This window comes from Rhodopirellula baltica SH 1 (assembly GCF_000196115.1).
GTDB classification, from domain to species: domain Bacteria; phylum Planctomycetota; class Planctomycetia; order Pirellulales; family Pirellulaceae; genus Rhodopirellula; species Rhodopirellula baltica.
This window is the reverse complement of sequence record NC_005027.1, coordinates 5,871,893-5,896,500: the sequence shown is the minus strand read 5'-3', so window position 1 is coordinate 5,896,500 and position 24,608 is coordinate 5,871,893. Positions and strand designations below refer to the sequence as shown.

Annotated in this window: 21 protein-coding genes, 1 tRNA gene and 1 pseudogene; 16 read left to right on the top strand and 7 right to left on the bottom strand. The window is 57.4% G+C overall.

Translation table 11 applies throughout. The features are described 5' to 3' along the window. Window positions 1-128 precede the first annotated feature (128 nt). The 7 genes from RB_RS22460 to RB_RS22430 all read left to right on the top strand — a co-directional run bounded on the left by RB_RS22460 (window position 129) and on the right by RB_RS22430 (window position 7,321). Window positions 129-1,136, top strand: coding sequence for an NAD-dependent epimerase/dehydratase family protein (locus RB_RS22460; protein ID WP_011122968.1), 1,008 nt, complete (start codon window positions 129-131; stop codon window positions 1,134-1,136). After that, window positions 1,123-2,310: a dipeptide epimerase gene (locus tag RB_RS22455; RefSeq protein ID WP_011122967.1), complete on the top strand. Its 1,188-nt coding sequence runs from the start codon at window positions 1,123-1,125 to the stop codon at window positions 2,308-2,310. The genes RB_RS22460 and RB_RS22455 overlap by 14 nt, the downstream gene beginning before the upstream one ends. Before the next feature lie 5 nt (window positions 2,311-2,315). Beyond that, on the top strand, window positions 2,316-3,173 hold the full coding sequence (locus RB_RS22450; RefSeq protein ID WP_231845892.1) for an alpha/beta hydrolase: 858 nt from the start codon (window positions 2,316-2,318) through the stop codon (window positions 3,171-3,173). Between the two features lie 66 nt (window positions 3,174-3,239). Next, window positions 3,240-4,733, top strand: coding sequence for an Asp-tRNA(Asn)/Glu-tRNA(Gln) amidotransferase subunit GatB (gatB, locus tag RB_RS22445; protein WP_011122965.1), 1,494 nt, complete (start codon window positions 3,240-3,242; stop codon window positions 4,731-4,733). 250 nt (window positions 4,734-4,983) lie between these two features. Beyond that, window positions 4,984-5,508 carry a hypothetical protein gene (locus RB_RS22440; protein WP_231845891.1) on the top strand — a complete coding sequence of 175 codons (525 nt, stop codon included), beginning with the start codon at window positions 4,984-4,986 and terminating at the stop codon, window positions 5,506-5,508. Then, entirely contained in the window at window positions 5,505-6,383 is an 879-nt protein-coding gene (locus RB_RS22435; protein ID WP_011122963.1) for a hypothetical protein, read from the top strand. Before RB_RS22440 ends, RB_RS22435 begins: the two co-directional genes overlap by 4 nt. Then, window positions 6,380-7,321: an alpha/beta hydrolase gene (locus RB_RS22430; RefSeq protein WP_011122962.1), complete on the top strand. Its 942-nt coding sequence runs from the start codon at window positions 6,380-6,382 to the stop codon at window positions 7,319-7,321. Before RB_RS22435 ends, RB_RS22430 begins: the two co-directional genes overlap by 4 nt. On the opposite strand, the gene RB_RS22425 is transcribed toward RB_RS22430, so the two are convergent. Both RB_RS22425 and RB_RS22420 read right to left on the bottom strand, forming a co-directional pair. Continuing rightward, window positions 7,304-8,074 (bottom strand): GNAT family N-acetyltransferase, encoded by a 771-nt coding sequence (locus tag RB_RS22425; RefSeq protein WP_164922370.1) that lies wholly within the window; start codon window positions 8,072-8,074, stop codon window positions 7,304-7,306. The two genes, RB_RS22430 and RB_RS22425, sit on opposite strands and share 18 nt — an antisense overlap. Next, window positions 8,046-9,377 carry a GNAT family N-acetyltransferase gene (locus RB_RS22420; RefSeq protein ID WP_011122960.1) on the bottom strand — a complete coding sequence of 444 codons (1,332 nt, stop codon included), beginning with the start codon at window positions 9,375-9,377 and terminating at the stop codon, window positions 8,046-8,048. Before RB_RS22420 ends, RB_RS22425 begins: the two co-directional genes overlap by 29 nt. 31 nt (window positions 9,378-9,408) lie before the next feature. On the opposite strand from RB_RS22420, the gene RB_RS22410 reads away from it, so the two are divergent. Continuing rightward, window positions 9,409-10,869 (top strand): outer membrane protein assembly factor BamB family protein, encoded by a 1,461-nt coding sequence (locus tag RB_RS22410; RefSeq protein ID WP_390174936.1) that lies wholly within the window; start codon window positions 9,409-9,411, stop codon window positions 10,867-10,869. Between the two features lie 99 nt (window positions 10,870-10,968). Here RB_RS22410 and RB_RS22405 read toward each other — a convergent pair whose 3' ends face one another. Next, window positions 10,969-13,977, bottom strand: a complete 3,009-nt coding sequence (locus RB_RS22405; protein ID WP_011122958.1) for a hypothetical protein — start codon at window positions 13,975-13,977, stop codon at window positions 10,969-10,971. Window positions 13,978-14,064: 87 nt separating this feature from the next. On the opposite strand from RB_RS22405, the gene argH reads away from it, so the two are divergent. Beyond that, a complete protein-coding gene (gene argH / locus RB_RS22400; protein WP_037227775.1) occupies window positions 14,065-15,447 on the top strand; it encodes an argininosuccinate lyase in 1,383 nt (460 codons plus the stop codon). 372 nt (window positions 15,448-15,819) lie between these two features. On the opposite strand, the gene RB_RS22395 is transcribed toward argH, so the two are convergent. From RB_RS22395 to RB_RS22385, 3 genes are all read right to left on the bottom strand, one after another. Further along, window positions 15,820-15,894, bottom strand: a tRNA-Met gene (locus RB_RS22395). Window positions 15,895-15,942: 48 nt separating this feature from the next. Then, window positions 15,943-16,530 carry an ATP-dependent Clp endopeptidase proteolytic subunit ClpP gene (gene clpP, locus RB_RS22390; RefSeq protein WP_007327157.1) on the bottom strand — a complete coding sequence of 196 codons (588 nt, stop codon included), beginning with the start codon at window positions 16,528-16,530 and terminating at the stop codon, window positions 15,943-15,945. A 58-nt stretch (window positions 16,531-16,588) separates the two neighbouring features. Continuing rightward, complete coding sequence (locus RB_RS22385; protein ID WP_007327156.1) at window positions 16,589-17,206, bottom strand: ClpP family protease; 618 nt, start codon at window positions 17,204-17,206, stop codon at window positions 16,589-16,591. A 360-nt stretch (window positions 17,207-17,566) separates the two neighbouring features. Between RB_RS22385 and RB_RS22380 the strand changes: the two genes are divergently transcribed. Further along, a complete protein-coding gene (locus RB_RS22380) occupies window positions 17,567-18,418 on the top strand; it encodes an SGNH/GDSL hydrolase family protein (RefSeq protein ID WP_164922369.1) in 852 nt (283 codons plus the stop codon). A gap of 109 nt (window positions 18,419-18,527) precedes the next feature. Here RB_RS22380 and RB_RS22375 read toward each other — a convergent pair whose 3' ends face one another. Beyond that, window positions 18,528-19,526 (bottom strand): NHL repeat-containing protein, encoded by a 999-nt coding sequence (locus tag RB_RS22375; protein WP_164922368.1) that lies wholly within the window; start codon window positions 19,524-19,526, stop codon window positions 18,528-18,530. Between the two features lie 37 nt (window positions 19,527-19,563). On the opposite strand from RB_RS22375, the gene RB_RS22370 reads away from it, so the two are divergent. The 6 genes and pseudogenes from RB_RS22370 (at window position 19,564) to RB_RS22350 (ending at window position 24,412) form a co-directional block, all read left to right on the top strand. Further along, a complete protein-coding gene (locus tag RB_RS22370; RefSeq protein WP_011122949.1) occupies window positions 19,564-20,949 on the top strand; it encodes an arsenate reductase/protein-tyrosine-phosphatase family protein in 1,386 nt (461 codons plus the stop codon). 3 nt (window positions 20,950-20,952) lie between these two features. Next, window positions 20,953-21,426, top strand: a complete 474-nt coding sequence (gene rpiB, locus RB_RS22365) for a ribose 5-phosphate isomerase B (RefSeq protein ID WP_011122948.1) — start codon at window positions 20,953-20,955, stop codon at window positions 21,424-21,426. 3 nt (window positions 21,427-21,429) lie between these two features. Continuing rightward, a complete protein-coding gene (locus tag RB_RS22360; RefSeq protein ID WP_011122947.1) occupies window positions 21,430-22,560 on the top strand; it encodes a DNA polymerase III subunit in 1,131 nt (376 codons plus the stop codon). Continuing rightward, a pseudogene (locus RB_RS28635) lies at window positions 22,503-22,640 on the top strand (DUF1589 domain-containing protein); the annotation flags it as partial. The gene RB_RS22360 and the pseudogene RB_RS28635, both read left to right, overlap by 58 nt. Further along, the gene (locus RB_RS28630) at window positions 22,618-22,743 is read left to right on the top strand and encodes a DUF1589 domain-containing protein (RefSeq protein ID WP_390174935.1); all 126 of its coding nucleotides are present in this window, start codon (window positions 22,618-22,620) and stop codon (window positions 22,741-22,743) included. The pseudogene RB_RS28635 and the gene RB_RS28630, both read left to right, overlap by 23 nt. A 40-nt stretch (window positions 22,744-22,783) precedes the next feature. After that, a complete protein-coding gene (locus RB_RS22350) occupies window positions 22,784-24,412 on the top strand; it encodes a DUF1598 domain-containing protein (protein WP_011122946.1) in 1,629 nt (542 codons plus the stop codon). Window positions 24,413-24,608: the final 196 nt, after the last annotated feature.

Here is a 24,608-nt window from a genome sequence, read left to right as displayed (position 1 = left end):
CAGGGTGGGTTCCCACGACGTGCGTCATGATTAGGCTTGCGTTTTCGTTGACCTTGGACGCTGGCTAAACGTCCCAGTTCCGAAGATTTCCCCACCATCACCCCGCGAACACCAGGCTTTTTGTCACCATGCCACAACCCGAAAGCATTCTGGTCACCGGAGCGACTGGCATGATCGGTGCCCCGGTGGTGAGACGTGCGGCGGCCGCGGGTCACCACGTGCGGGTGGTCGTGCGATCAGGATCGGATCGTTCGGTTCTGGATGGCTGCGACGTGGAGTGGGTCGAATCGGATTTGACCGCCCCCAATGCCGCGTACCAGAACGCGATTCGCAAGAGCGACGTGATCGTTCACACCGCGGCGCATGTGGGCGATTGGGGGCCAGTGTCGACCTACCGAGCGATCAACTTGGACGCGGTCGAAGACCTGCTGCGGTTCGCCTCAGGCTCGGATCGATTGCGTCGGCTCGTTCACCTCAGTGCACTCGGTGTCTACCAAGCCAAACACCACTTCGGCACCGATGAAACCACGCCCGTCGACCTTCGCGGTTTCGATGGCTACACCCACACGAAAGCACTCGCGGAAGAACTCGTGACCGCGGCCCACCAAAAGGACGGCATGCCAACCGTGATCGCTCGGCCCGGATTCACCTACGGCGAAGGCGATCGACGGATTTTGCCAAGGTTGATGCAGCGATTCCGAAACGGTTCGATCCGGATGATCGGCAACGGCCAGCGAGTGCTCAACAACACCAACATCGACAACCTGATCGACGGATTGTTCCTGTGCATCGACCACGACGCGGCGGTGGGTGAGACCTTCAATTTGCGAGACGAGCGTTTGGTCACGCGAGCGGAATTCCTCGGCGCGGTGGCGGACTTCCTTGAGCTTCCACCGCCCAAACGTGTTCCGCTGTGGTTCGCCAAAGTCGCTCGCCCGGTCCTTGAAACCTACGGCCGAATTCAGGGTGCGGACGAGCCTCCTTTGCTGACCGGGGCGACGATGAAGTTCATGACGCTGAACTTGGACTTCAGCATCGAGAAAGCCATACGCTTGCTCGGCTATCAACCGCGAATCGATTTTCGCGAAGGGATCCAAGACGCACTGAAGTGGGCGGCAGAAAATGCATGTCACTGAACTCACCGCGTTCCTGGTTCCGCTGCCGCTCAAACGCGAAATCAAACATGCTTCGTTCACGCGAACGGAAAGCATCAACCTGCTGATCCGATGCAAGTTGTCCAACGGCACAATCGGCTGGGGCGAAGGCGTCCCGCGACCTTACGTGACGGGAGAAACACCCGAAGGATGCTTGCAACAACTGTCGCAATCCAACCTTCATCCCGCGTTGATGCAGTCCGCATCGAACTGGCCCGAGGTCATCGCAATCTGTGATGCATTGCAGTTCAACAACGACTCCGACGATTCGCGCGGCTGCGGTTCCAATTCACTGCGCTGCGCGGTCGAACTCAGCTTGCTCGATGCCTTTGGCAGACACTTCGGGCAACCTGTCAGCGCGGTGGTGCCGCACGTTGCCGAAGCAGCGGAAATCCATGTGAGACAACCTCGCGTTCGCTACTCCACCACCATCACATCCTCGGGTGCCAAAAGCGAGCGAATCTCCGCTCTCAAAATGCGTGCCTATGGGTTCGCTCAATGCAAAATCAAAGTCGGCGTGGACGGGCAAGACGACCCGTCACGTGTCGCTCGTATTCGACGCTGGATCGGCGGTGGAGTGGACCTGCGGTTGGATGCCAATGAAGCCTGGCGTCCCGAGGAAGTCGCCGAGAAGATGCGTCCGCTTCGCGAGTTCGGTGTGACTTGCATCGAGCAACCGGTGGCTCACGATCAGGTCGATGCCCTCGCGTCGCTTCGCGAATCGATTGGCGTTCCGATCATGCTGGACGAATCATTGACCAGCCGCATGGATGCAGAGCGAGCCATCGAGCTGGGCACGTGCGACCTGTTCAACCTTCGGCTTTCCAAGTGCGGCGGCTTCTTGAGTTGCCTTCGCTTGGCCGCGCTCGCCCGAGCGTCGGGACTCGGTTACCAACTCGGGTGTCATCCCGGAGAGTCCGGTGTCCTCTCGGCTGCCGGCCGACACTGGGCCAGCTCCGTTCGCGACATTCGATACCTCGAAGGTTCGTACGATCGACACTTGCTGACCACCTTGCCAACTCAGGAGGACATCACGTTCCGATACGGCGGGTGGGCACCGGCACTCGATTCACCAGGCCTGGGCGTCACGATTCGCGAAGATTGGTTGCGACAGAACGCGAAAGCGGAACGCACGTTTGTGGTCGAAGCTCAATGAATGGCATGCAGCAATCGCCGCAGTGCGAGATCGAGATGTTCGACGGTGCCGGTCGGCTGCGATTGATGTCGCGACAATGGAGAGTAACTCGTCCGCGCGGTCGGGTGGTGTTTTTGCACGGCATCGTCAGCCACTCGGGATGGTATTTGGCCAGTTGCGATGCTCTCGCTCAAAATGGATTTGAAGTCCACTTCCTGGACCGTCGCGGCTCGGGAGGCAACCCGTCTCGTCGCGGCGATGTCGATGACTGGCGGCAGTGGATCGACGACGTCGTTTGCTTTTTAAAAACTCAACCGCGGGATGTCCCGTTAATCCTGGGCGGGATCAGTTGGGGCGGCAAACTGGCGTCCGTGCTCGCGGCCGAGCATCCTGATCTGATCGATGGGTTGGCACTCGTTTGTCCTGGAATCTACGCGGCGCAGTTCCCTTCGCCGGCCAAGTACCGATTGCTCGGCGGACTTTCGCGAATCGGCCTGGGCGGTCTGCGGGTTCCGATTCCGCTGAAGGATCCCGCGTTGTTCACCGGAGTCGCTCGCTGGCAATCGTTCATCCAAAAGGATTCGCTAACGCTTCGCAAAGTCAGCGTGCGATTCGCGTTGGAAGACCGGAAGCTGACCCAGCACGCTCGAGAAGTCGCCGCGATGATTCGCACGCCGACCTGGTTGGTATTGGCGGGGCGAGACCGGATCGTCGACAACCCGAAAACACGTGAAATGTTGGATCGGATGGCGGCAAGCGACAAAGAATACACGTGTTACGAGGAGGCGGCTCACACGTTTGAGTTCGAACCCGACCCGCGGCCCTACTTTCGAGATCTGACGAACTGGGTGACCCGGGTCGCTCGCCAAACGGCTGGGGATTGAGCCCATGGGAAGGATGCGGGATATTGCCGGTGAATCTCCGTTTTTCCTGACTCACCGGCTCACCGCATGACTGCCTCCGCGATCTTGGCCTGCCAAAAATATCCCGTCACGACCATCATCGGGTTGGAAGTCCACGTCCAACTGAAGACGCAAACCAAGCTGTTTTGCGGATGCACCACCGAATTCGGTGCCCCGCCCAACACTCAGGTTTGCCCGGTCTGCCTGGGGATGCCAGGGGCGCTTCCCGTGATGAACCGCGAAGCGATCGCGTTGTCGGTCAAAACCGGATTGGCACTCAACTGCGACATCCCACCGCTGACTAAGTGGGATCGCAAGCAATACTTTTATCCCGATTTGCCGAAGGGCTATCAAATCAGCCAGTTTGATTTGCCGATCTGCGCCGACGGGCACCTGGCAATCAGCACGGACGATGGCGAAACCGAACGCCGAATCGGACTCGTGCGAGCTCACCTGGAAGAAGACGCTGGCAAGAGCATGCACGACGAAGCGTCGGGGATCAGCGACACCAAGATCGACCTCAACCGATGCGGCACGCCTCTGCTGGAAATCGTCAGCCAACCGGACCTCCGGTCGGCCGATGAGGCCAAGGCTTACCTCAGCGAACTCAAATTGCTGCTGACTCACCTGAAGGTCTCCGATTGCGAGATGCAGGAAGGCAGCCTGCGAGTCGACGCCAACGTGAACCTGCACATCGACGTCGAAGGCAAAAAGATCGCGACCCCGATCGTCGAAATCAAAAACCTCAACAGCTTCCGAAACGTCCAGCGAGCGATCGACTACGAAGTGCAACGACAGCTGGTCGACTGGGAAGAAAATCGCCAAACGATCGACGACGCTCCCAAGACCACTCGCGGCTGGGATGACTCCGCCGAGCAAACCTTTGCTCAGCGAGAAAAGGAAGAATCGGCTGACTACCGATACTTCCCCGACCCTGATTTGCTGCCCGTCCGCCTGCCTCGCGAATACGTGGAATCGATCTCGGAATCGTTGGGCGAATTGCCGGCTGTCACGCGAGAACGACTGCAGACGCAGCACGGCATCAAACCCTACGACGCCGACGTGATCGTCAACCAAGGTCCGGACGTGATCGATTACTTCGAGACCGCCGTGGGAGCCAGCGGCGATGGACGTCGCACATCGTCGTGGATGATGCAGGACGTGATGCGGACGATGAAGGAACGCAGCATCGACATCGATGCGTTTCCGATTCCAGCCGAGCGACTTGGCGAATTGATCCGCATGATCGCCGACGGAAAGCTGGACAACAATCGCGCTCGCGACGTGTTCGAACACTTGCTCACGCATGACGAATCGATCGAACAAGCGACCAAGTCGTTGGGCATCGAAGCGGTTGACGACGACGCGTTGGAATCGCTGTGCAAGGAACTGCTGGCGGCCAATCCGCAAGTTGTCGAGGACGTGAAGGGCGGCAAGCAACAAGCGGTTGGAGCCTTGATCGGGCAAGCCAAAAAGAAGAACCCCAATGCTTCGCCACAAGCCGTTCGCCAATTGCTGATCGACCTGATCGCGAAGATGTAGCCGTTAGTTCGCGGGAGACGCCGAGGCAGGTTCCGATTTACTCGGTGAGTCATGGACACCCACGACATTCCCGCACAATCGGCACAATCGTTTCGGTCTGGAACGGATGGCGAAGGGAAGGGTGGCGTGACGTCGCAGAACCGGTTGCTTCGATGCCGATGATGAGGTGTGGGGTACGTTTGAGTATTCAACTCGACGCGATGTCGTTCAGCGACCATCCCCGTCGAACATCTTCCATCGGCCAAGTCCCATGAATGCCTCCGCGAAAACGTCGACGCTTCGAGCGAAGCCGGATTGGGGATATCGCATTCTCCTCGCGATCGCTGCGATCGTTGCGGGTTGGTTGTTGCTGATGCCCATCTGTCCGCCGGTCATCCGCTCCACGATGCAGCGTTTCCACCTGCGAACACCTTCGTTTGCTTGGTGGGCGATCCAGACGCCGATTCCGGCGATGTACAACTTCAAAAACACAACCGAAGTTCGCGACTTGCCGCCCGAAGGCGAACTTGCCGGTTTGATCGATCCACTTTGGTTGTCGCCACTGGATGACGATACAGCCAAACCGGGCATTTTGGCGGCGCGAACAATCAATCACTACCCAGCCCGCGAATTCACGTTTGCCAATGGGCGAGTTCGATACCTGCAGGATGAATCACCTCGTTGGTTGGTGATCGAGTCTCACTACCGTGGCGAATCGATGCACTCGACTTATGAGTTGACTCGCGACGATGTTGGGAACTGGCAGATGGTATTGGCCGAGGAACCGGCATCATGAACAGTACTGCTGGCGTTCGCGAAGAATACACAGCGTTCCCGCCAAAGCTTCGCTGGACTGAATCGACTCCGCTGCACCTGACGTGGGCCGGCATGATGCTGGGTCTATTCTGGAAGTGGAAGTTCTTTCTGCTGGCCGATCGCATTTACGAAGCCATCCCAATCCACCACGAATTCTTTCCGACATGGTTGCAGTCAGCTACGGTGTTGCGAATCGCGTTCATCGCATCGGCCATCTCCGTTGTCGCAGCCTGGATCACCGAACAACGCGGGCGTCGATGCTTTGCCGCTGCTTTGACTTGGATCTCCGCGACAGTGATGATCTGGCATCAAGGCAGCTACAACGACATGACTTTTGTAACGTTTTGGTGGTGCAGCCTGTGGGCGTTTTGGTACACGACGCGTTTAGAAATCGACACACCAGAGGAACTCTACCGCAAAGCCGGGCGTCTCAGTCGAGTGATTGTTTCGGTTGTTCTTCTGGGGGGAGCTTCGGGGAAATGGACGGCGGAATACTGGTCCGGCGACGTGTTGTGGGAGATCTATTTCCTCGACCGAGACTTCTGGGTCTTCAATTGGTTGCGATCAAGCTTCGATGGCGAAACGCTCCGCAACATCGCGACGATTTATAGCCGAAAAGTCGTGTTGGTCGAAACTGTCGCAGGGTTCGCAGTTTGGTTGCTTCCCGCTCGTTGGGCGGCAATCATTGGTGCGGTCGTGTTCACTTCCATTGCTCTATTTTCGAATTTCATGTTGTTCTCTGTGCTGAGCCCACTGATTGGATTGTCGTTGGCCGGATGGATGCCTCGACCCCGGAACGATGCGGACGATGTCTCCGCGTCCAACAACCAAATCGCAGCGAGCGTGGGTGGATGAAAAGCATGCGTCCGATTCGCAATTGGTCCCGACGCATTCGTTTTGGACTGCTCAATCGCTTTGTACTTCGACCAACCACGGAACCGATCGACTATCGGCCGCAGGTTCGTTGTCGAGTATCGTTGCTGGACCATATGAATTCGGGTGCCAACAATGGTTCCACCCCCAACGAATGGATTGAATGCTTCGTCCATCGCATCGGTGATACAACGGCGAGCAAAGTTGCAGACAACAGCAGCCTGGATGATTGGCGAGACATCCCGCCGCCCAACGATCTTGTTCTCAAGTTCCCGGGGACCGGTGGACGAGCCGAGCGGTCGACGCCGTTCCCGATGCAACCCAACCAACCGATCTCGCCGAGTGCAGAGGTTTGGACATGGAATCCTCCCGGCTACGGTGGCAGCCCTGGTCATGCGACGCTGAAGAACTTGTCCGGTGCAGCGGCGGCCTGGAGCCAAAAGATTCTCGATGCACGTACGCAAACAGTCGCCGATGGCTGCTCAACTCGAATTTGGTTGTGCGGCAACAGCCTAGGGTGTCTTCCCGCGATGCATGTCGGGGCGTCGTTGATGGATGCGTATCCATCCGCGATCCTTTGGATTCGCAATCCGCCTGATTTGCGCCGCGTCATCCTCAACATCTCAGCTCGCTATCGGGCGACCACCGCGATGCAGCACGTCTCCGCAGTGCTGCCCAAAAACGTCGACGCGATCGATTTGGCTGCCCGTTGCGAGATCCCAGCGGTGTTTCTCATGTCAGAGAAAGATTCACTGGTGTTGCCGGAATATCAGATGGCAATCCATGCCGCTTACGCTGGTCCAAAACTGGTGGTGGAACTGTCTGGACTCAGTCACGACGATGTGCTGGAAGAAGAGCATCGCCCAGCGATCAACAATGCACTGGATTGGGTGATTCACCAATCACAAAGACCAGCGTAGTCCGGGGGCGTCCAAAGCGATCCCTGGCCTTTGTCGGTTTGATTCAGTCAGCACCGTCTCTTTCATACGACGTTCCAAATCAGGAACGACACTGGCCTGCATTCGTCCGCGACCGACGCGATAAAGGCGTCCAACGCGTTCGAAACCGGACTTGTAAAACGTGCTTTGCGAGGCAGCGTTGGTCCAATCCGTCGTTGCGAACCAATCATGAAGTTTCAGTTCTAGTGCGTCATCCCTGATCAATTTCTGAAGCAAAGTCGCCATGAGTCCGCGGCCACGATGATCCTGGTCCGTCCACGCATTGAAGAGGAACCCACAATGCGTGGGCATATTGAGCGACGATCCTAAGTGAGCACTTCGGCTGAAGTTTTCTGTCGCGGGAATGTAGCCGGTTGCCGCCCAAACGAACGAGACAACGCGGTCGCCCTCCCACATTCCAAACAGCCATTGATCTCCCGGACCATGTTCACGCGATGCATCAGTGTGGACAATCCCGGATCCGACGATCGGGTCAATGCGACCTTCCTGAAGCAATTGTTTGAGCTGATCCTGCTCAATCGCCCGAGCCACGAATGCTTCCGATTCGAGCCCCATGGATCGACGCTGAGCAGCAGCCGCAGCAGCTTGGTCCGCAGTTGCGTGCAACAAACACGTGACATCCATCACATGCAACCGCCGAATCGCCCGATAGAGAATCGCTAGCATTGCTGACATCATCAATGCCTCAATTACTTGGTTCGTGCGAGAAATCATCCGCACGTTGGTAGTCGCGAATCGAGTAGATCACAGGCGAATCAGACAGGTCATCCGCTTCTTCGACGGTGGTGTCCAACGCGGCTGAGACACACGCCGGAGTCTCCTCGACAAAGTTTTGCGTGATCGTTTGATCGGGCAAAAAGTCCCGATGCTCTTCGGCGAAGGCTTCGTCTAGAGTGAGCGGTTGATCTTGCGGCAAATCCTTCATGCGACGCCACTGCACCTTCAATAGCTGTGTGGCACGATCTTGAGCCATTCGCATTTGCCCGCGAGCGTGCTTCGCAAACACGGCAATTTCCAATAGCGGAATCGGACGCGAGTGCAGGCGTCCCTTGTAAGTTTCATCGCCTCGCATGTAGTCGATCCCTGCTCGCCCAAGTCGGTGAGCTTCACGGAACATATGCGAGTTCAACATGATGCCCGGCTTCAGATCGGGGTAAGCATGATTGACACCGGTGCTGTAACAGTACTGTCGTCCATCATCACCGATGTAGTGCAACTCCGTCGCAATGACTTCACCTTTGTAGATCAATTGAGGCAACACCAATCGTCCGCGTTTGCTCATTTCGACGGTGGCATCGGTGACAAACCGAACCATGCGGTCATCGGCATAGGTTCCCGGTTCACCGACGTCTTGCCAACGTTTCTGATGCAACTCGATCAGCTTCATCAGCCCCATGTGAACTTCTTCAGGGGCCCCCGCATCGCGGACGAAGAGTTCTCCGTCGCTTTCGTCCAACTTGCGAAGCAACCCGCGAACTCGATTTCGATACTTTCGCGAACGCGTTGCCAGCAAGTCTTCCCAAGTTGCTTCGCAGCGATTGAACCAAAGATGCATTCGGCTGTGGATGTTGGTAGGCACATCGTCCGCAACAAGGCTGCGTGCCAAAACTTCCATCGCGGGATCGCCTGCGATGGTCCCGTCAAAATCAATTTGGTCCCAACCATGTTTTCGGTCGGCGGAACACTGAATCAAGTGTTTTGCAAATGCGGTGGCAACCTCTTCGCGATCTTCCGGTCGCACCAGAATCGAAACGTGATCGGTGCACACGTTCCCGGCTGCGAGCGTTTGTAACCGACGAAAATCGCCCTCCGTTCGCTCCAACGGCAGCAATCCACGGCAATCGCCCGATTCATCGCGGGCGACCATGAAGAAAGCTCGTTCGGCATCGCCAAACTGCTGCCACCATGACCTCAGCCAAACGGTCTGACGAAAAGGAATTCCGCCCGCGAGGCGGTCCCAGGTGTTTCCGCCGGACAACAAGTCTTCGGGCGAATCGCTCATTTCAATGTGGATCATGCGGAACTTTAGACCACCCCCCGATTGCCCATTGCAACAAACGAATCGTTTTGACTTACAATCGGTGCGTCTTCACGCAGAGACTCAACCCAACCCACACAACCGTCGCAATCCGATTGCAACGCCGTCCTCCATCCCACCAAAGCCCATGCCCACCTCCACACCGCAAAACAAATCGCACGTTTCTTCACGCTGGGCCAGGCTGATTCGCCGTGCCGTTTTGGGCGGATGCGTCGTTGCCAGCACCTCGTCCATGTCTGTTGCTTCGGCCAACGAACCGGCCACCAGTGAGTCGGTATCGTCTTGGACCCAATTTCACGGCCCCAGCTCATACGGCGACGCTGGGTCCGGCACATTGCCTTCGACTTGGACCGAAGACGACTACGCTTGGAAGACACAACTCAACGCGAGACATGTGGGATCGCCTGTTGTGGCGGGCAACCAAGTCTTCTTGCTTGACACCGCGACCGATCCCGCCGACAAATCGATGAAGCTGGATTTGGTCAGCATCGATGTCTCGACCGGCGAAGTCCTTTGGCGCCGCTCGCATCCGTTTGAAGAGCGTCATCGCCATAGCCGCAACACCGCCGCTTCCAGCACACCGGTCGTGCATGAAGGACACGTGTACTTCGCTTACGGCGACGCCAAGCATGCCGAATTGCTGGCATACGACATGAAAGGCGAACCAGTCTGGTCGCGAGACTTGGGGCCCTGGTCAGGGGTGCATGGTTTTGGTGCCAGCCCCGTCGTGATCGATTCCAAGTTGCTGTTGTTCAACGATCAACAATCCAAGAGTTTGGAAGCGTGGCAGACTCCAGGCAAGAGTTCCATGTTGGCGTTTGATCCCAAGACCGGTGAAACGATTTGGGAAACTCCTGTCACTTCAACGCGTCCTTCCTACGGTGTCCCAACGACTGATGGCAAGCAACTGATTTGCGCTAGCACCGGTGACGGCGTCTTTGGGCTCGACCCAGAAAACGGCAAGATGCTGTGGTCGATCAAGGTATTCAACAAACGATGCTGCAGCTCACCGTTGGTGGTTGGCGACCTAGCGATCGGCACCTGTGGAAGCGGTGGTGGCGGAAACTACTTGTCCGCCGTCCGCATCCCCAAGAATGCTTCCGATCAACCCACCGAAGCATTCCGCATCACGACCGCTGCACCTTACGTCCCAACTCCCGCGGTCAAAGACAACTTGATGTTCTTGATTTCGGACAACGGCATCGCAACTTGCATCGATTGGCAGAACGACGGCAAAAAAGTCTGGAGTAAACGACTGGGAGGTAATTTCGGTGCCTCGCCGATCATCATTGGCAATCAGTTGCTAGCGATTTCGCTGGACGGGACCGCTCACGTGATTCCTGCAAGCGATTCACCCAGCGGAGCCAAATCATTCGACTTGGGCGGCCCGGTCGGAGCCACACCCGCCTTCACGGACGGGCGTTTATTCCTTCGCATCAACGACGAACTGTGTTGCTTGAAGACGCAGTAGTCACATGCTGCACTTAATGATCATGGCCTAAACAACCATGACTGGAACGATAATGGAGTCACCATTGGTCTCCATCATCGTTGGCGATCGTACGGGACTCTACTGAGCCCGAGCGATCTCAATCGTTGCATCGGCGATCAAACGGTTTGGGTACTGAGTCAAACGCGCCTCGGCACCTCGGAACCAACCCAACAACGGAGTTTGATAGTCCGCCGGTGCGTACGGTGAGGGACCGAATCGATCAGACGGCCAAGCTGTGCTGACAAACCGTCGTCGAGCGGGATCAAATTGGTAGTCGCCACCAAGCGGGCATTGTGGACGACCGCCCAAAACCAACTCGGCTTCGTCGATCGCTTGTTCCACTGGAACGCCCAACTGAGCCACCAACGAATTCAAAAACTCAGCTCCCGCGAGACTAGCCGTCGCCGCTCGCTCGTAAAGCTGTTGGTTCACCCAACCCTCCAACTTCGTGCCCTTCAAGCTGTCGATTCGTCCTCGCACCTGAGCCGGATCGTCGACCTCGTTCGCGGAAAGGTGCTGCAACGAGGCATTTAGCACGTCAGGTTGAAATGACAACACGCTGAAGCCGCCACCGGTATAGCGATACAAACCACCGATCAAACGATTCATCCCTGGACCGACCGGCTGACCGCGACCTAGCCCGAGCGGCAATCGGTCCAGTGCACCGGGTTGTGGCCAAGCACCGAGATATCCTGGCAGAGTCTTGAGGGCTCGATACTTGCTAATCAAACCATCGATCGACTCCGGTTCAGGCGGAAACGAATCCTTGATTGCGGCGAACAAGTGCGTTGGTGGTCCGAGCGTTTCCGAGGCGACGTGAGCCTGCAATGCCACCACGTCATCGGGTGCAAACTCCATCGCAACTTGCGTCGGTGGGCCAAGTTGTTTCGCCCAACTGCCATAGTTCTCCGGTTGCCAAGGCGCGATCTCAGCATGAATGGTCAACCGTTCGCGACGCTCACCTTCGGTGGGTCCCGTTGGATCGATCGGAAACTCTTCTCGCTGCACACCAATCACGATCGGATCGAGCGAACTGAATTGTTCGCTGTACGCAGCAGCGATTTGCCCATACCAACGCGATTCGCTGGCAGTCACCGTTTCAACTGGATTGTCGGCAATCGGCAAGAACGTTCCGCGAGCACCACGTCGGGTGTCGACTAAGTGATTGGAGAAAGAAACCACGCCGGTTCCATCGGCTCGATCACCAAAATTCTCAGGCAGGAATCCCGCGTTGATCAAACCATCGATTTCTTGAATCGCGGGCTCACCGGGAACCGTGTTGGAACGTGCTGCCATGCGAGCCAATCGAACCAATGCAATGTCGGCTTCCGCCTGCATTCGACGACGAAGCTCGATCAAGTAAGAAGGCTCCAACAACCCCTGCAGCATCTCGGCGGAGAAGTAAGCAAAGATGGTGTCGTTGCGTTCCAACGGCATGTAACTGCGAGCCAACTGAAAATCGGTTGTGTCGGCCAATGACTCACCGGTCTCCGCGACCTCTAAAAAACGGTCGGCAATGGTTTCGCTGTTCGTTACCAAGATGCACGGCCCGGCTTCGACCAAGAACGATCGCACGCGATTGTCGCTGCTGCGAAGCAACGTTGCGGGACCATGCTGCAGGTCAACTTTCTTCAGCGTCAACGATTCGTCACTTTCAGCCAATTTGGTGCGGTCGCTATTCAAACTGCTTCGCAGCAAGAACACGTTCTTTGCATGAAACAAAACACCAATCGATGCCCCGTCATCCAGGTACATGTCGCGACCAATCAATGCTTGGTCCTCAATCACGCTGGGACCCAGCAAACGACTCATCGCGTTAGTCTGAACACCCAACTGACGTTCCAATCGTTCCGCGGATTCATTGCTGATTCCACGCAGTGTGATCATTCGCGAGATGTCACCGCCGTACTCGAGTGTCAGATCGCGAAACCATAGGTAGTTTTCAAACGAACCATAACGAAGATAAAAACACTCCGGTGGCACGTGCTCCGCTAACACTTCGATTGCGGGTGGCTCGACGGGTGCGGTCGAAACCGGAGGTTGCCAAACCGGTGACGCGGGCAACGGCAACGCGGCGACCTGAGTCGGGGTTGGGTCGCTCAATGTTTGTTGCAGTGGACCACCTGCCGCCGCGACAGCGAAGACTTCGTTGGCCACTCCGGCTGCACCACCGATCCACTCGAGCGTGTGAAGCAGGGGATCTTCTGTTTCAGTTTCATCACCTCGTCCAAACCAGGCCGGCAACGGCAAGTTCAAACGCCCCGACAACATTGCGATCAAGTAGGTCGGGACCCACGGCGGGGTGTCAGTTGCATCGATCTGTCGTTTTGCCGCGACCGTGGTCTCATCCCACCAAGCCGTTTGCATGGTTCGAGCGAGACCGGGATCGGTCACGGGCCGAACGTCCACCATCGTCAGAGTCCCTAGGTGATCTCGCACGGGCACTGAGAACGGTTGGTCGCCGGTGAAGAGAAACATGACTCGGCGACCAACGGTTTGTTCCGTCGCATCGTCACTGGAGGTCAATTCGCGAATCAGGTTGCCGACTCGGTTTAGCAAACGGCCACGACCGATTTGGGGCACGGGTTGCTCCGATGGCGGACGTCCCACCGTGACTCGGACGTCGTTGCTCACCGGATAGTAAATTTTCGTCGTCGCCGGAGCAGGTTCTCCATCGATCGTCAGGGGACCTGGAGCGGGTCCGACGACCGGATTCCGCAGTGGCATTTCGATGACCGCCACGCCGTAAGGCTGGCCCGTGACAGCTTGCACACGAACATCGACCGCATTGGCTGCACCACCCAGCGGCGGAGCAACATTCCCTTGAGAAAACGGCCCCGGCGGGACTTGTCCGGATTGCCCGAACGGCACCGGTGGAATTGGAGCGGGCTGAAGCGGTGTGGCGGGCAACTGAGCTTTTGCGACCGAAACGTCACCGGCAATCAAGAGGCCAAACACCACCCCGGCGGACACCAGCACGGTCGCGAGAAGGGTCTTCTCAGGAAACAAAGTGCGAATGGGGGTGGATTGTTCAGACGGGGAAGGCATGATCAGAGTCTCGTGGAAGATTGGCAGCGTGGTTTTCACCAGCCGTGTCTTGCGACATTCTATTCGGGCCTGAATTTGGGCACGCGAATCCTGAACATTCGAAACCTCTCACCCAGAAAGTCAACCGTGGCCAGCCCGTCTCGAAGTGGTGTCTTCCAAGCCGAAACCGATGCCCGACTGGAAGCATACGCCGAAAGCATCAGTTTTGACTCGCGGCTGTACGAGCACGACATTCGCGGATCGATCGCCCACGCAAACATGCTTCGCGAAGTCGGCTTGCTGACGGAAGATGAATTCAAGCTCATTCGGGACACTTTGGAAACCATTCGTGGCGAACTGGATCGCGGCGAATTGCCGATGCGGTTTGAGCTCGAAGACATCCACATGCATGTCGAACAAGCCCTGATCGATCGGATCGGAGACACCGGTCGCAAACTGCACACCGCTCGCAGCCGCAACGATCAAGTCAGCACGGACACCCGAATGTGGATCCGGCAATCCCTCGATGAAATCGATGCATTGTTGGTCGATCTGCAATCCGCATTTCTATCGCGTTGTGAGAATGACTTTGACATCATCCTGCCCGCCTACACGCACCTGCAACGGGCCCAACCGGTGCTCGCGCCGCACTACTGGCTCGCCTACATCGAAAAACTGGAACGCGACCGGCAACGCATCGCGGATTGCCGGAAACGAGTCAACCAGTGCTCGCTGGGCATAGCCGCCGTCGCCGGAACGACGCTTCCGATCGATCGCCAGCACACCGCTTCGGCGCTGGATTTCGAAGGCATCACCGCGAATAGTCTCGACACCAGCAGCGACCGTGACTTTGTGGTCGAGTCCACGTTTGTGATGTCGCTGATCGCGTCCCACCTGAGTGGCTGGGCGGAAGAATGGATTTTGTGGAGCACGGTGGAGTTTGACTTCATCCAAATCCCGCAAGCTTTCTGCACCGGCAGCAGCATCATGCCGCAAAAGGTGAACCCGGACACGCTGGAACTCACCCGAGGCAAGTCGGCTCGCGTGATGGGTGCTCTACAAACTCTGATGTTGCTGATCAAGAATTTGCCGCTGGCTTACAACCGTGATTTGCAAGAAGATAAACCACCGTTGTTCGATGCCTTCGACACAACCCGAGCCATGTTGGAACTCGCCGCACCAATCGTTCGCGGAGCCGAACTCAAACGGGAATCCATCGCAGCGAGGATCGAGAAGGGCTACCTCGATGCGACCACATTGATGGAATGGATGATTGCTCGCGGGATGCCACAACGAACCGCTCACCACTTGGTCGGTGCGATCGTTTCCGAAGCGATGCAGCAGGGCGTGACGCTGTCCGATTTGCCGCTGGAGACCTACCAAAAGCTCAGCGACCAAATCGACGAGTCAGTCTACGAAGTGCTTGGTACTTCCAACGCAATCGCCGCCTTCCGCAGCGAAGGCTCCACCGCACCGGCCCGCGTTCGCGAGCAGATCAAGCAGTGGACGTCGCGTCTGGAAAACGCGTGATCAGCACCGTCGCAACCGTAGCCCACCGACGCCACTCGGAATCTGTAACCCACCGACGCCGTTCGGTGGGAAACTAAAACAGCTGTAACCCACCGACGCCGCTCGGTGGGCAATCAACGTAGGCCAAGTCCCACCTGGCCTGACGAATCGGTGCGAAGCGGTCACAGACCGTAGCCGGATTCGCCAGAATTCGGACACTCACACATTCAACCAACTGAATTCTGGCGAATCCAGCTACGAACCACTTCGCGACCCGAACGCGTGACGCTGGAACCAGGTTGCCTGAATCTACATTTTGCAATTTGCAATTGTCAATTTGCCCTTTGCAATCATCCCTCAAAGACGCTGCAAGAACGCGTCAAAAGACGAGAGTACCCCCTGCCCGATTCGAACGAGCGTTTCCGACCGGATATGGGCCGATGTCCTGGGCCACTAGACGAAGGGGGCGATGCGAGACGGCCGGGGAAAACCGGCCATCCCTGTTATCGCAAGCGATCAGTCGTCGACGCTTTTGACGACCTTGTCGATCAAACCGTAGCTGCACGCTTCGTCGGCTGACATGAAGCGGTCACGATCGGTGTCCTCTTCGATTTTCTCGAGCGAGTGACCGGTGTGTTCAATCATGATCTCGTTCATGCGTTGCTTGATTCGGCGCAATTCAGCGACGTGAATCTCCACTTCGCGAGCGGTGCCCTGCATGCCAGCGAGTGGCTGGTGAATCATGATGCGAGCGTTTGGCAGAGCGAATCGCTTGCCCTTGGCACCGGCGGTCAACAAAACCGCGCCCATCGAAGCGGCTTGTCCGATGCAGTACGTCGCGACGTCGCACGAGACGAATTGCATCGTGTCGTAGATCGCCATGCCCGCCGTGATGCTACCACCAGGCGAGTTGATGTACATGTGGATGTCTTTCTTGGGATCATCCGCTTGCAAAAACAGCATTTGAGCGACGAGCGCGTTGCTGATTTGGTCGTCGACTTGTTGACCCAGAAAAATGATCCGGTCTTTCAGCAATCGGCTGTAGATATCGTACGTGCGTTCTTCGCGGCCGTTGCTTTCGACCACGTAAGGAATGACGGGCATAATGATGTCCTAGTTGTTTTGGTTCGTTGAGAAGGGGAGGTCCGAAGTCTGAGGTGAATCAGTCTTCGTCTTCTTCGCTTGCGGGAGTTCCCAACAAGAGGTCGTCAACGAGCCCGTACTCTTTGGCTTGTTGTGCGTCCAAGAAGAAATCGCGATCGGTGTCCTTGGCGATTTGCTCCACCGATTTACCGCAATGGCTGGAGATGATTTCGTTCAGTTTGTCGCGATAGCGGAACATTTCGGCCGCTTGGATTTCAATGTCGCTGACTTGACCTGAGACTCCGCCGAGCGGTTGGTGCATCATCACGCGACTGTTTGGCAAACAGAATCGTTTTCCCTTGGCACCACCGATCAACAACACTGCCGCTCCGCTGCAGGCTTCGCCAACGCAGTAGGTTGCGACGGGGCACGACAGCATTTGCATGGTGTCGTAAATCGCCAACGTTGCCGTGACGCTGCCACCGGGCGAGTTGATGTAAAGGTGGATATCTTTGCGACGATTCTCGCTCTGAAGATACAACAGCTTCATGACAATTTCGTTGGCATTGGCGTAGTGGATCTCGCCTTGCATGAAAACGATTCGGTTTTCAAGCAACAAATCGCCCAGCGTCATCTGACGTTGGCGTTGATAACTCTGGTAGGAAGCCGCGTTTGCGAGACGATGATCCGAAGCCATGGCGTGTTGCGCGTTTAGGTTCTGATCATGCAGGGACGGAAACGGGGAACCAAACGGATCGGACATTCGTGGTAGCCTTTGGCGTGGAATACAGGGTTGCCGTCATGAACAAAAGGCCCAATCGGGACAAGAAGGTTCAGTGTTCGCGATTGAACACCAGGTGACAAGACGGGTTGACCCGCGAAGGTGTTCTCCGATTCCCTTGGGATGCGTGCTAAACTACGCATCTTAACGTTCTGGCTCTGTCTTCCCCTCCCGTCACCCGCCTGACGAAGCTCCCAACCGCCCCCTCGCGTCAATATTTGCCCGCTCGCGCCAGCATTGGCTCCCGCCCTCGCTCCCCACCCCAGGTTTCACACCATGCGTTTGAAAACGTTTGCCTTTCGCCAGCCCGTCGATGCCCATCTCGCCAAGCCACAATTCACTTCCGCCCGCTTGGCGGCATGGATTTTGAGTGGATTCGCCTGCCTTTCGATTCTTGCCAGCGCACATTTCCCTCGTGCAAAGGCTCAAGACACGGCTGCGGCTGGTGTCGCCAACCAACCATCTGAGAGCGATGCCGATGTTTTGGCTCCCTATCGCGAAGCGGCCACCAAACGTTGGGAAAAGGAGATCCAGAAATACGAGACTCTCGACGCAAAAACCACTGATCCGGCCGACGGAATACTACTGATCGGCAGCAGCAGCATTCGCCGTTGGGATACGGCCGCCGATGACTTGGCACCGTTTCGAGTCATTCCAAGGGGCTACGGAGGAGCCAAGTACTCGGATCTTGCCGTTTTCGCCGAGCGATTGATCACGCCCCATGATTTTCGTGCTGTCGTGATCTTCGTTGGCAACGACATCTCAGGCAAAGAAACCGACGCCACTCCTGAAGAGGTCGAACGATTGGTTCGTCATGTCGTCGAGATCGCCCGCGAGCACCGCTCCGACGCCCCCGTCTTGTTAGTCGAAGTCACACCGACACGCTCACGTTACGACGCGTGGCCAAAAATTCGCGAACTCAACGCGATGCTGCGTGAGGTTTGCTTCACCGAGCCCAATGTTCACTTCGTGGCCACGGCGGAAACGTTTTTGACCCACGACAACCAACCGCGAGAAAATCTGTTTGTCGACGATCAACTGCATCTCAACGAAGAAGGCTACGTCATTTGGGGAAAAATCATCCGCGATCGCCTGACCGAAGTCTTGCGTGAACAGACACACGATTGATTCGTCGCCAATGAGTTCGTCGCCCGTTGGCTCCGCCCAACGGAGATCCACCCCCGCAACAGCGAAGCGAGTCGATTGGCCGGAGCCAATCGGCGACATTGGTCACCTGCTAACCCGGCAGCGTGAATCGCTGCACACGGTGATTGTTGCTATCCAGCACATGGACTCGCCGTCGAGAATCGACGACCAATCCCCAGGGCTCATAGAGTTGTCCAGGGTCGTGTCCTGGGGCGCCCCAGGACGAGATGGGCTCGCCGTCGGGCGTCAAACGTTGGACTCGTTGGTTGCCAAATTCGCAAACCAACACGGTGCCATCCGGGTCCACCGCGATTCCATAGGGATAGTAAAAATCGCCGAGTTGCTTGCCTTCTTGTCCCCATGACCCAATCCATCGTGGCTCGGTCGTCGAGATATCGTATCGCTGGACCCGATGATTGCAGGCGTCCGCGATCCACAGTGTCTTCTCGTGAATGACCAAGCTTTGTGGCCGAACAAAGTGCTGGACCTCACGCCCCGTTCCGCCCCACTGTGCCATGAAGGTGCCATCGGGATCGAACCGCTGAATCCGATCCGACGCCCCATACTCTCCAATGTACAGGCAACCATCGCCATCGACCGCGATATCGGTCACAAAAGCGAACTCGCCGGCGCCATTTCCGGAAGTGCCGCCAATTTGATCCTCCGGTAAGAGCTCCCCGGTTGGTGTGAACGCGAGCATTCGATAATAGTGCGTGTCAGCGACCAGCAATCGGTTCTTTGCACCGTCGAAAACCATTCCCGTGGGACGCCCGTTGTTTGTTTCCGGCGTCGTCCAAGTTCGCAAATGTTGGCCATCGGCATCGAAAACTTGGATCCGACCGGTCGTGTCGACGATGTACAGTTGGTCGTCCGGGTCGATTGCCATCGCTCGCGGCTTCAAAAAACGCCCGTCTGAAAATCCACGTCGTCCCCAAACCAGTTCGGGTGTCCCGCCGAACGCGGAAGCAACGCAACCGTTCAGAGTCGTCAGTCCCATCAACGAAGTCGCTCCGGCCATCAATCGCTGACACGCCTGACGCCGATCAACCGGTTTGGATTCTGCGGGATTGATTTGCGATGGTTCGCGCATGCGGCCTACCTGGAGAACGTGACGCCTGACGTGTCGCATGCAGGCTGCCATCGATGAGCTCGAATCGCTAGCATATGGTGTCCCGCTAGCGTTTGCTTCTGAGTTTAGCGGCCATCCGCGTTGGATGGATCGTCCACCTCACAAAGTGCCCATGATTTACGACCTGCAAACGACCGACGATCCACGCGATATTGTTCATCGCAGCGTTCAAGCACTGGTCGAAGGTCAGGTCATCGGTGTTCCCAGCGAAACAGTCTACGGATTGGTGGCCAGCTCACTGTGTCCGGCCGCGGTGCGTCGATTGGCACAGTGGACAGCGACTTGCCGAGGCTGGTCGACTGAATCGGACGCATCCACGGCGGGCCAAGCCGGCTTTGTGGCTCCCCCGGCCGATGCGGGTTCGATCGCACTGTGTGTCCGCAGCACCGAAGCGGTGGGCGACTTTTTGATGCCGATGACGATTTTGGGCCGACGACTGTCCGAACGATGCTTCCCAGGCCCGCTGACGTTGATCGCGGACTGCGATGATACGGTTTCGGCGATGAGCTGTTTGCCAGAGTCGGTTGCGGGAACCTTGCGAGCGGGGGCTGGGCAACGCCCGTCCCCAGCGGGTGGTCCGGTCGCCTTTCGAGTCTCTGGGCATCGGTTGCTCAGCCACATCCACCGCTACCTGTCCGCCCCGTTGGTCTGGGGTGAAATCGGATTGCCGGACGCATCTCCGCCCACCACAGCGGAGAAATTGCAATCGGCGCTGAATGCCGGAACGGGCGAGTCCTTGCCACTGCTGCTCGACGACGGTATCAGTCGTTATGGTGATGAAGGAACGGTGGTCCGCGTCACCGGCAATCACTGGCACGTCCAGCGAACAGGAGTGATCCAACAAGCTGCCATGAATCAATTTGTCAAACCAGTCATCGCACTCGTGTGCACCGGCAACACCTGCCGTAGCCCCATGGCAGAAACGTTGCTTCGGGAAGCTTTGCGACGTAAATTCGGTCGCGAAGATGTCGCTCGTGTCGTTTCGGCTGGAGTCGCGGCGGGACACGGCAGCGGAGCCAGCCCCCAGTCAGTCGAAGTGATGGGCCGGCGTGGGTTGGACCTGACCGGACACGCCAGCCAACCGCTCGAAGATTCATTGATGTCGATGGCCGACTTGGTACTCACCATGACCCGTCGTCACCGAGATGCGATCGTGGCGGCTTGGCCGGATCGAGCCGAAAGAGTGTTCACACTTCGTCGCGACGGAGGCGATGTCAGTGATCCGGTTGGAATGCCGGTCGACGTATATGAACAATGTGCAGATCAAATCGTAAGCGAACTGGAAGGTTGGCTCAGCGAACTACCTCCCGATTTCTTCCCGTCCGATGGCCCGAGCGAAGGTTCAGATGACGAACCACCGCGGCACAATGCTGGTTCAGAGTAAGGCATGACAATCAAAGTAGGCCTGGCGAGCGACCACCGTGGCGTGCACATCAAAGCACGTCTCTTGCAAACGCTTCAACGCGAAGGGTTCGAGGTATGCGATGAGGGCACCGACTCGACCGACCCTGTCGACTACCCCGATTTCGCAATCCGCGTTGCCGAGCAAATTCGCGACGGCAGATTGGATCGCGGGATCCTGATCTGCGGCACTGGGATCGGAATGGCAATTGTCGCCAACAAATTCCATGGTGTCCGAGCGGCTTCATGTTACGACGAAGTCATCGTCGAAATGTCTCGCCGCCACAACGATGTCAACGTGCTGTGTTTGCCAGGTGATTTGATCGGTGAACGCCCTGTCGATGAATTGGTTCTGATGTGGCTTCGCACCGATTTCGAATGCGGGCGCCACGCACAACGCGTCGACAAGATTACGGCAATCGACAGCATCGACACGCCTGACATCAATCGCGGCGTCTAGTTCGTGGCCGCGAAGAAAGCCTCCACGTCTTCTCCCAAAGCCGCGAAAACCACGCGAGCAATCGCGGTTGATGCGCCACCGCTGAAATCTTGGAATGACTTGATCGGGCACGATGCCTTGATCACGGGACTCACCGCAGCCATCCGCCAAGGTCGCCTCGGCGGAAGCCTTCTATTCGTCGGTCCCAACGGCGTCGGCAAAACCTCCGCCGCGATTCTGCTCACGCAAACGTTGCTGTGCGAGCGAAGCACCGCGCGCGACATGGCCCCGTGTGGCGAATGTCCGTCGTGCGTTCAAGTTCGAGTGGGCACGCACCCGGACTTCATCCAAGTTCGCAAACCAGACGACAAAACGCTGATCCCATTGGAACTGTTGATCGGTCCGGTCGACGCGCGTTTGCAAGAAGGGTTTTGCCACGACGTGCACCTGAGACCCATGCAGGCTCAGCGCAAAGTCGCGATTTTGCATGACGCCGACTTCCTCAATGAAGAAGGCGCCAACTGCTTGCTCAAGACGTTGGAAGAACCGCCCGCCAATGCATTGATCATCCTGATTGGCAGCAGCGAGCAACGCCAACTTCCCACCATCCGTTCACGATGTCAGGTCCTTCGTTTTCAAACGCCACCTGGCGAAGCGGGACGAGCCCTGTTGCGAAAACAACTCGATCATTATCAATCGCAGCACGAAGAGGAATCATTGCCGACGATGTCGGACGATGCTCTCGATGCGGCAATCGAGTTGTCCGCCGGTGACATGCATGTCGCCGCTCGGTTGGCTCGTGGAGGCGGCGAACAAATCCGCGAAGCCCTATGGAATCAACTCGCCGCTCCGGTGCCTGATCCAACCGCGATCGTTCGCTTGATCAATGGGCATCTCGACTCGATCAGCAAGGACGTTCCCAAACGGCGGGCCGCTCTGCGAGACGTTTTCTCGATCGCGGTCCAGCACTACCGTCGGCAACTGCGATCCGACGCCAGCTCCGGCGAGTACGATCCTGCCACCCACCGGCGACTTGATCGCACCCTGCGAACGTTCCGCGAGATCGACCGCAGTGCCAACCTCGGTACGCTCGTCGACTGCTACGCCTCCGACCTGACCCTGGCCGCCACCGGCGACCGAGGAGCCATCGGCTAGTTGGTCCGTCTGACCAGCCCATGATTGTAGGCCAGGTTATCACCTGGCACCCAGCCGATGCTTTGGAACAAAGCGAGCCGTCCAGCCGCTCCCGCGAGACTCCCCAACGTCCGACCAGCCACACCGAGACCACAAAGCTCACCAACTTTTGCTGTTCGGCGGGCATGCCGACCGTTACGCTAGAAGTACCTCCTTCTCTTCGCCGTCTTCTCGGGGTGTCACGATGTCCGCTTGGAAAAAGCTTCTCGCCAGTGTTTTGCTGCTCGCCTGGCTCGGTTTCGCCGGAGCCCCCCACTCAGTTGCGCAACAAAACAGCGGCCTGAACGATCCCGGTGGCTTTGCGTCCCATCCCGCCGATTCAGGGGTCGGCAATGCAAACCCGGGTGCATCCGGTGGTCAATCGCTGGCCGACTTCAGCCAGTTGATGCAATTGATTCAAACCACGGTGGAACCCGAATCGTGGGAAGCTCTCGGCGGCGTAGGAACAATGGCTCCTTATCCCGCCGGTATCGTCGTCGCTCCCGACGGCCTGCTTCGCGAAATCGAGGAAGGCAATGCGACCGAGGCAAAGTCGGTTGAATGGAAGAAGCATGCGACTGCATTGATGTTGGACGCGGCACGCGGCCGTGATGATGTTTCCGAATTGGTCCCGGAACACTGGACGTCACCCGCCAAGATTCGATGCGTGTCGGTTCGAAGATGGATGCAAGCACTCGCTTCGGAGAACCTTGCCGATCGCAACACGTCAGAACGGCACTCCAACAACGATGCACTTGGACATGCCGGTGGGTTGTCCAAAGTTTCGCTAGTTCTGTTGACCGATGACGACATCGTCTTGGCCGGCACCGTCGGTGGTTTCGAGCAAATCAACGGTTGGCAAGTCGACCGCCGCACGGGTCTTCCGCCGATGAACCTAACGTCGCTTGCCGTTGGATTGTCCGCCGCACTTCACCAACAACCGTTTGGTTGCACGATCGACCCCACACCGGACGGACTGAAGAAAGCGACTGCTCTCGGAAAATCGATCGTCTCCGGTGACGTGCCGATGGGACTGGCGGCCGAGTCATTGGCCGAGGCCTTGGGTCGACAAGACATTCACGTCTTTGGTACCTCGGCGGATCATGAGATCGCATGGCTACTCATCGAAGCGGACCGACACATGAAACGACTGGCACTCGGTGATGAAGACATGCCCGATGGAGTCCGCAACTACTTGCAAACCATTCAAGCCACCGCGGGCAACTCACCGCCCGCCGATCTGTTGCTTCGACTTTGGTTCACCGGACAAGCCTTGGATGTTCACCACGAACGTGCCGACTCCGCCAACCTGTGGCAGCTGTCGGGAACGCCCTTGCGACTCAGCGGAGAGAACGAACTGGCGTTGCTGAACGGCCAGCGTGGCAATGTTGTCTTGGATCCATCGACGGAAGCGTTCGTCAAACACTTCAATCAACAGTGGGCAACGATCAGGTCACGCTATCCGCTCTACGGAGCACTCGAGTCGGTTTACCAAGCCACCGCGTTGGGACAACTTTGGGTGCAGAACAGCCAGCAAAACTCGACGATGGTTTCACCTCAAAACGACCACGCAACTCTGCAGCGAGCACTACTGCATTTCGCGTCCCGAAGGTCCTCCCAGTTGGCAACGCCGACCCAAGTGGACTCGATCGCAGTCCTGCATCGATATCGCCACCGCAACAAAATGCACCAACTGATCCTAGCGAGTGGCGGAGTCAGCGTCGCACCGTCGGACTTGCTCCCAAGTCAAACGCTGCCGCGTCCAAGCTTGGCCAACTACGGCGAACTCGTCGACGCCCGCCCCAGCGATCGCTGGTGGTGGAACGCGGAATGATTGACCGAGACGTCCCGTTTCCATCAGGACAAGGATCACGTTGCCAGCAATGGCGATGAAGTCCGCCGTAGGCCAGGTTATCACCTGGCTCCCCCGCCGATGCTTCGGAACAAAGCGAGGCGTCCAGAGCAGAGCGGATCCTCATTGTGGCAACACCGCGAAAGCGATCAAACCATTTGATGCCTTTCGTCGATCA